This is a genomic window from Robertmurraya massiliosenegalensis JC6, from assembly GCF_000311725.1.
GTDB classification, from domain to species: domain Bacteria; phylum Bacillota; class Bacilli; order Bacillales; family Cytobacillaceae; genus Robertmurraya; species Robertmurraya massiliosenegalensis.
On the sequence record NZ_HE978511.1, the window covers coordinates 747,690 to 755,059 of the forward strand.

General features: G+C 36.4%; 6 protein-coding genes and 1 pseudogene. 2 read left to right on the top strand and 5 right to left on the bottom strand.

What is annotated here, in order from left to right; all coding sequences use genetic code 11:
• The first annotated feature begins 154 nt into the window (after positions 1 to 154).
• Entirely contained in the window at positions 155 to 1,438 is a 1,284-nt protein-coding gene (locus BMSHG_RS03825) for an ATP-binding protein (protein ID WP_019153116.1), read from the top strand.
• 50 nt (positions 1,439 to 1,488) lie between these two features.
• Here the strand turns inward: BMSHG_RS03825 and BMSHG_RS03830 are convergent, their stop codons facing one another.
• From BMSHG_RS03830 to BMSHG_RS03850, 5 genes are all read right to left on the bottom strand, one after another.
• Entirely contained in the window at positions 1,489 to 2,718 is a 1,230-nt protein-coding gene (locus tag BMSHG_RS03830; protein WP_019153117.1) for an NAD(P)/FAD-dependent oxidoreductase, read from the bottom strand.
• Positions 2,719 to 2,907: 189 nt separating this feature from the next.
• The gene (locus BMSHG_RS03835) at positions 2,908 to 3,372 is read right to left on the bottom strand and encodes a GNAT family N-acetyltransferase (protein WP_019153118.1); all 465 of its coding nucleotides are present in this window, start codon (positions 3,370 to 3,372) and stop codon (positions 2,908 to 2,910) included.
• Between the two features lie 123 nt (positions 3,373 to 3,495).
• Positions 3,496 to 4,590, bottom strand: a complete 1,095-nt coding sequence (locus tag BMSHG_RS03840; protein ID WP_019153119.1) for an alcohol dehydrogenase catalytic domain-containing protein — start codon at positions 4,588 to 4,590, stop codon at positions 3,496 to 3,498.
• Positions 4,591 to 4,729: 139 nt separating this feature from the next.
• Positions 4,730 to 5,563: an alpha/beta fold hydrolase gene (locus BMSHG_RS03845; RefSeq protein WP_019153120.1), complete on the bottom strand. Its 834-nt coding sequence runs from the start codon at positions 5,561 to 5,563 to the stop codon at positions 4,730 to 4,732.
• Between the two features lie 18 nt (positions 5,564 to 5,581).
• Positions 5,582 to 6,475 (bottom strand): ABC transporter permease, encoded by an 894-nt coding sequence (locus BMSHG_RS03850; protein ID WP_019153121.1) that lies wholly within the window; start codon positions 6,473 to 6,475, stop codon positions 5,582 to 5,584.
• A gap of 165 nt (positions 6,476 to 6,640) precedes the next feature.
• Between BMSHG_RS03850 and BMSHG_RS28390 the strand changes: the two are divergent.
• Positions 6,641 to 7,370, top strand: a pseudogene (locus tag BMSHG_RS28390) (DDE-type integrase/transposase/recombinase); the annotation flags it as partial.

Sequence of the window (7,370 nt, forward strand, 5' to 3'; positions counted from 1 at the left end):
TATCTCTTGACTATTATCCTAGTTTTTGTACGAGAGACGGAACCGAATTTTAGGAAATTTTGTTAGAATCACAGAACATTTGAAGGATTATATCTATAATTGTAGAAATTAAGAGAAAGAGATCATATATGTTTTGGGGGAGGGATTTTATATTTTGCTTGAGAACATTGGTCACATACTATATCATGTATTACTTGTGATTTTTCCCATTCTGCTATACTACTTTCTGGCCATTCTCAAAAATATCTATACAATGCAAACACATAAAGGTAGGATATTCGCATTAGTTGTCTTGATTCTCCTATTAACGATTTCATTTCCTGTGTCTTATGCTAATGGATTCGTTTATGATTTTCGTATTATTCCGATTATAGTTGCCTTTATATATCTTGGCCTGTGGCAAGGAATTGCGACCATCCTTATTATGCTTCTATATTTACAATGGTTAGGACAATCTCATATATTCATCACCCTTTTAAACTATGCCATCATGGCAATTATTTTAAATTTTTTAAGCAAAAAATTTAAAACGCTTCCCTTAAAAAAGAGCCTTTTGGCAATCAGTATTGTCTATTGGATCGTTACACTTACTCGGAGTTATTCATTAATTCATAATAAACAATTTGACCACATTTTAACGATGTTCGTTTTTTCCTTTATTACATGGTTTACCTTAATACTTGTTTTCGTTCTTATCGAAAATTTCAAGCAACAAATCAAACTACATCGGGAATTGCAACGTTCTGAAAAACTTAACATCATTAGCCAACTTGCTGCATCTGTTGCCCATGAGGTTCGAAACCCAATGACTACTATCAATGGATTTTTACAGCTAATGAGGAAGGATGGAAATATCACTGAACAGCAACGTACATATATTGATATCTCTTTATCTGAACTACATCGAGCCCAAGACATTATAAATGATTATCTTTCATTAGCGAAACCAAATGACAAAGGCTCTCACCTTGTTAACATTAGTGAAGAATTATCAAAAACAATCGAACTAATGACTTCTTATACGAATATAAAAAACATCGAAATCAACTCTATAATAGAGCCAGATCTCTTTATAAAAGGAAATGCTGACGAGATCAAACAAGTTTTTATCAATATCATTAAAAATGGCATTGAAGCCATGAAACAACGCGGTAGACTTATTATCTCGGCTTTTTCGGCAAATAGACATGTCATCATTAAGATCTCAGATAATGGTGAAGGGATGACGAAAGAACATCTTTCGCGCGTTGGTACCCCTTTTTATTCAACGAAAGATAAAGGAACTGGAATCGGCTTAACCATTTCCTTTCAAATCATTGAGCAATTAAAAGGCAAAGTTTCAGTCGAAAGTGAGCTTGGTCTAGGTACAACTTTTATCATCATACTTCCAATATATGAGCTCGAGACGGATGATAAAATCGTGACGATTCCGGTCTAAACAACTTAGATACATTGAGAGAGCCTCCGAATGGAGACTCTCTTAGTCTTTTATCTAGAAGAAACGGTTTTAGTATAGCCCTTCTTCGCATTTAAATTCAACAATTCTTTTACCATGAACAATGGTCCACCAAGCACAAATAAATATCGAGCTTCAACCACTTGTTTCATAAAGGCAGCGAAACGGCCGGTTATTTTCATTCCAAAAACATTCCCAACAGCTGCACGGCTTCCAATTGATGCCACCGTTCCTTTATGGCTATACATGAATGGCTGTAGGGCATGACCGCGAATCGCAGCTGCTAGATTTGGTCCACACACTTGCGCTTGTTGGATCGCCACTTGAGCTGTTGCGGCTAGTGGAGTTTGATCGTCATTCACACAGTAGGACGCATCTCCTACACAAAAAACACCATCCAGTTCTTTCACGCGTAAATATTGGTCGACAGGAATTTTCCCTCTTACGAGATTTAGATTCCATTTTTCCAAAAGTCGATTAGCCCTTACTCCTCCGGACCAGATTAGTGTTCTTGCAGGTACTTGATAACCATTATCAAGAATAACTGCCTCACTCGTACACTCAACAATCTTTGTTGAAGTTACCACTTCGACGCGATTCTTTTTTAAATAGGATGTTGTGAAGTCAATTAACTTTTGATCAAAGAACGGCAATATTTTATCAGAAGCTTCGACGTTTACAATTCTTGTATTCTCTAAAGGAATCCCATGCTTTCTACAAAGCTTAGGCAGTTGATCAATTAACTCCCCAACCATTTCAATTCCGGTAAAACCAGCTCCCGCCACGATAAATGTAAGACGAGATAAATCTCTATCTTCAGCATACTTTTCAAATTGATGCTGAATATGATGTTGAATAGCCTTAGAACTTCTAAAGCTACGAATCTTAAAGGCGTTTTCTTCCACACCAGGGATACCAAATGTATCCACATCAAATCCAAGTGCAATCAATAGATAATCAAATTCTAGCGTTTCATTATTTTCTAAAATCACTGTTTTGCTGTTAAAGTCCACGTGATGGACAATTCCCTTTTTAAAATTAACGATATTTTTCTTCAGTAAATCTGGGATGTGTAGGGCAACTTTATCATCTAACGCTGTACCAGCACCTGTCTTATGCAACTGGGTTGATATATAGTGATAATCATGCTTATTAATCAAAGTAACTTCTGCTTCGCCATTGTTTAGTGTATTTTCTAGCTCTCTACTCGTAATAATACCACCATAGCCTGCACCTAAAATAATAACCTTTGGCTTTTTCATCCGACTTCATTCCCTTTTGTTTAGTTCTGCTATTGTGAACTTTTTCACATATCTCTCCAAAAAAATAGTTTTGAATGTGAATATTTTCACATAAATTAAAACATAGTTAGATGATACTTCACATCTCAAAAAATTTCAAGAGGTTTTTGAGTATTTATTATTGAAAACTATAAATCTTTTAATTTTCCTTCACTCTTTGCTTAATAAATCCTGAGATAGCCTAATCATATCTCTACACCAAATATCATTTTCAAAAATTTTATCCACATAATGTCTAGTAAAAAAGTCACGATCAACGCCAACAATTCTAAAATTACATTTTTGGTATAAGGCTAATTGACCAACACTTGAATTCCCAGTGCCAACTTCCATTGTTTTATAACCTTGTTCTTTTGCTCTCTTAATTGCATCTAACACAAGTAGTTTCCCTATTCCATTTCCCTGTTTACTTTCAGCTACAGCGATATTAACCAATTCTACTGTTTCTGGTCTCGTTGGAAGAAGGACATATGAACCAATCATTTCTTGCTCTTTTTCCGCTACAAAACATTCCCCTCTTTTTACATAATCTTTTACTAAATCTGACGATGGATCCGCAAGTAATAACAGTTCCATCGGTGGTTCTTCGTTAATCGATAATTTTCGAATTTGCATGATTTCCTCCGTAATCAATAGCCTTTTATCAAATTTCAGTATACTTATTCTAATTCTAACTATCTAACCTATTATATATTTTCCATGAATAGCTCCAGAAATCATCCAAGTTTCTACTATTTATTAACAAACACGTATCACAATCTTGCCAAAATGGCTCCTGTTTTCCAATAGACTCTGTGCTTCAGCTATTTTTTCCAATGGAAACACTGCGCTGACTTGAGGATTTAATTTCTCTTGCCAAACATAATCTGTTACTTGTAAAAAATCATCCCAATTCCCCATCGGTGCCCCCAATATTTGGCGATGCCATTGGTAAATTTCGCGAATACTAATCTCAGGAAAATCACCAGCAGTCGCTCCAGACAACACCAGCTTTCCACCCATTTTTAAACTATTCAAACTTTTGGTAAAAGTAGGTTTCCCTACAGAATCAAAAACCATATCAACCCCTTCTTGATTTGACCATTCCTTGATCTCACTCATCCAGTCTCCATTAGAATCAAACATAGCAACTGCCCCCATTTCAAGACATCTCTTTCTTTTCTCCTCACTACTTGCAATTCCAATAACTGTCGCCCCTGCAGCTACTGCAATATCTAATTGCGCAGAGCCTAACCCACCAGATGCCCCAATGATTAATACCTTATCGGAAGGTTTAATTTTGCCTACATGAACGACACCTCTCCAAGCTGTCGTATACACAGCTGGAATGGCTGCTGCCCTTTCCGATGATATATGATCAGGTATTGGAATAATATTTTTCGCTGGTACCACAACGTATTCGGCTAATCCTCCCCATAAATGTTCACCTACTATTTTATAATCTGGACACATGCTAGGTTCACCATTTCTACAAAATCGACAATCTCCACAACCAAAAGATGGATTTACTAGCACACGTTTCCCTTTTTCTATTTTATTCGATGAATTTAGTATATTTGGACCGTATTCTACCACATATCCAACAATATCAACACCTGAAATATGGGGTAATGTTAACTTTGGTACACCGGGTCCTTTAAGACCTTCTCTAGCAAATATATCGAGATGATTTAATGCAGTTGCTTCTACTTTAATTAAAACCTCCTGCTCTCCTGGTTTCGGGATTGTCATTTCCTCTATGTTTAGAACTTCCGGTCCACCATGCTGACGAATCACAACTGCTTTCATTTTTTGGGGGATCCTCTCTACAATTTCTTCTATCCTATTTTTCATCTAACATCCTCCTCATCACAAAATTACATAGATGGTTATTTTCCTCAATTGCTCTGCTATCTTGTTGAATTTATTTAAAAGAAAAAGCTAGAACAGCCGTTAGAAACTCAGCATTATCTAGCTTCACATTATCTGACATTTATTTTGCGTCTTGTAGGAACCCTCTAACTAGTTCCAAATATTTCTCATTCTCTTCATTCTGAGGAGAATGACCGCTATTTTCAAAGATAACTAGCGTTGCATGAGGAATTTTCTCAGCAATCAACTCAGAGCAAATTACCGGAGTAATCCAATCATGTCTTCCCACTGTTACGAGCGTAGGGACCGCTATTTTGTGTAAATCTGGAACTAGATTAAAATTCGGCTTATTATATCTGAATGCATAATTGTGAGTTTCATAGCGATAATATATCGAATCGATCCTCTTTTTGACTGCTTCTTCATCAAACTTCACTGTATAAAGTGGTTGAATTGCAGCAAACATTTCCTTTAATTCTTCATTAGACTCTACTTTTCCATCAAAAAGCTTCCGTATTCCCTCTTCCGTTATCCCTGGTAAATTACTTTCTAGAGCTTGATCAACAGAGAGATGGTCAAATTCACTGTTAGCAGATGTATCACGTAATAATACATGGGTAACATTATCAGGATATCTTAGGACGTATTCAAGTGTGAGAAATCCCCCATAGGAACCACCTAATATTTTAATTGGACCCCCTACAAGTTCTTTTCTCATTGCTTCTATATCTGCTGTCCATTGTTCATGAGTAAAAGGTGGTTTTCCCTCTGAACGTCCAGAACCTCTCATGTCCATAAATATGAGTCGATATTGGTCCCCAAGTGGTGAAAATGCTTTTATATCACTTCGACAATCTCCTAATCCTGGGGCGCCGTGAATAAAAAAGATCGTTTCTCCATCAGGGTTTCCATGAATTTCATAATATAATTGATTATCATTAATGGTTATAAACAATAGAATTTTCTCCTCTCATTATTTCTTTACATATTTGGGATCGAGAGCATCACGCAAACCATCACCAAGGAAATTATAAGCAAGAACAACGATTGTAATTGCGGCTCCTGGTAAGATTCCTAAAATGGGTGCTGTCCAAATATATTGTTGTGAATTCTGCAACATATTCCCCCATGTTGGTGTAGGCGGTTGAATCCCCAATCCTAAATAACTAATAGCACTCTCTGTTAAAATTGCTGCTGCAATCGTTAATGTACCTGAAACAATAATGGACGGAACGATCTGCGGAATAATGTATTTAGTAAGAATTCGAATACTTCTTGCACCTGATGCATTCGCCGCTTCGACAAACTCATATTCCTTCCACTTTAATGTTTCACCATAGACAACTCTCGCAATTTCCATCCAACCGCAAAGTGCAATAACTATAACGACCATTACTGGACTTGTTCCAAGAACGGTTAACGCTACGAGGACAAAGAAGAAGTTAGGAATTGCCATCATCGCCTCAGTAACTCGCATTAACACGGCTTCAACAAATTTGCCAAAATAACCAGCACAAGCCCCTACTAATGTCCCGATAAATAAAGCGAATAGCATAGCTGCTAAACCTACTAGTAATGTAACTCTTCCACCATGGAGCATTCTTGCAAAAACATCTCTACTGAGATCATCTGTTCCAAAAGGATGTTGCAAAGACCAACTAGCTAATGAACCAGCTTCTTGTAATTCTTCTGGATTAACGGTCCAAAAAATCGGACCTAAGAAAACTACCAAGTGTAGGAGAACGAGGAACCATAATGAAAAATAGGCAATTTTATTTTGCCTCAATCTAGTAAATATGGTGTTTTTATTCTGTTTTGATTTTGACATTGTATTGCTTCCATAATTCTGTTTCGTGGATACCTCCATTTTCTCACCCCCATTATCTAGACCGTATTGTCAAAACTTTTATAAGAAATAGGCTATAAAATACCTTGTTGGAGGGCTTTATAAGCAAAAAAATTGCCACCCCCTGAAATCTAAGGATAATTGAGGTTACCACACACCCAAATATCTTAGAATGGAAGTGACAATTTGTACCCTCAAATTATAACCTATTTATTATCTTTTATAAACTTTCAAGAACAATTAATTCGAACATTACTTACCCTATTAATCGGTAAAAGTATGTTTGATAAGCCAACAGAACAGCCGGTGAATAAACCTTATCAAAAACTCCAGGTAGATGATCTTCCCATCATTGAAGTGCCAGAAAAGCTTGATTATCAAGTCCTTCTCGCTGAGTACCTAGAGAAGAAAGGTAAGTCTCTTAAACCTGTTCAAAGGCGTAAGAGTTCAAAAGTTACAGTACCTAAATCTATGTTCTGTCCAAAGTGTGGTGCTCCATCAGATTACTTGTATGCCAACAATGGAGACAAAGGTCAGTATCAATGCAAAGTCTGTACCTGCCTTTTCAGCGATAAAAATCGTTTTTCAAAAGAGGCTATTCTTAAGTGCCCTCATTGTTCCAAAACTCTCGAGAAAATTAAAGAAAGAAAAGATTTTCATGTGTTCAAGTGTAAGAACAATGACTGTTCTTATTATCAAAAGAAGCTAAATGGGATATCTTCAAAAGAGAAGAAACGATTTAAAAAGGACCCTCAAGCCTTTAAATTAAGATACATTTACCGGCAGTTTTATATCGATTTTCAACCGTTATCAAAGGAATCACCAGAGTTGCCAGCCGTTGACTTATCAAGGATTTATGCATCACCACATACATTAGGTCTGATCTTGACCTATCATGTAAACTATGGTCTTTCGG

What these genes read in the sequence shown, in the direction of transcription:
- BMSHG_RS03830 (WP_019153117.1), bottom strand. Translation starts at nt 2,718, where the DNA reads ATGAAAAAGCCAAAGGTTATTATTTTAGGTGCAGGCTATGGTGGTATT.
- BMSHG_RS03835 (WP_019153118.1), bottom strand. Translation starts at nt 3,372, where the DNA reads ATGCAAATTCGAAAATTATCGATTAACGAAGAACCACCGATGGAACTG.
- BMSHG_RS03840 (WP_019153119.1), bottom strand. Translation starts at nt 4,590, where the DNA reads ATGAAAAATAGGATAGAAGAAATTGTAGAGAGGATCCCCCAAAAAATG.
- BMSHG_RS03850 (WP_019153121.1), bottom strand. Translation starts at nt 6,475, where the DNA reads ATGGAGGTATCCACGAAACAGAATTATGGAAGCAATACAATGTCAAAA.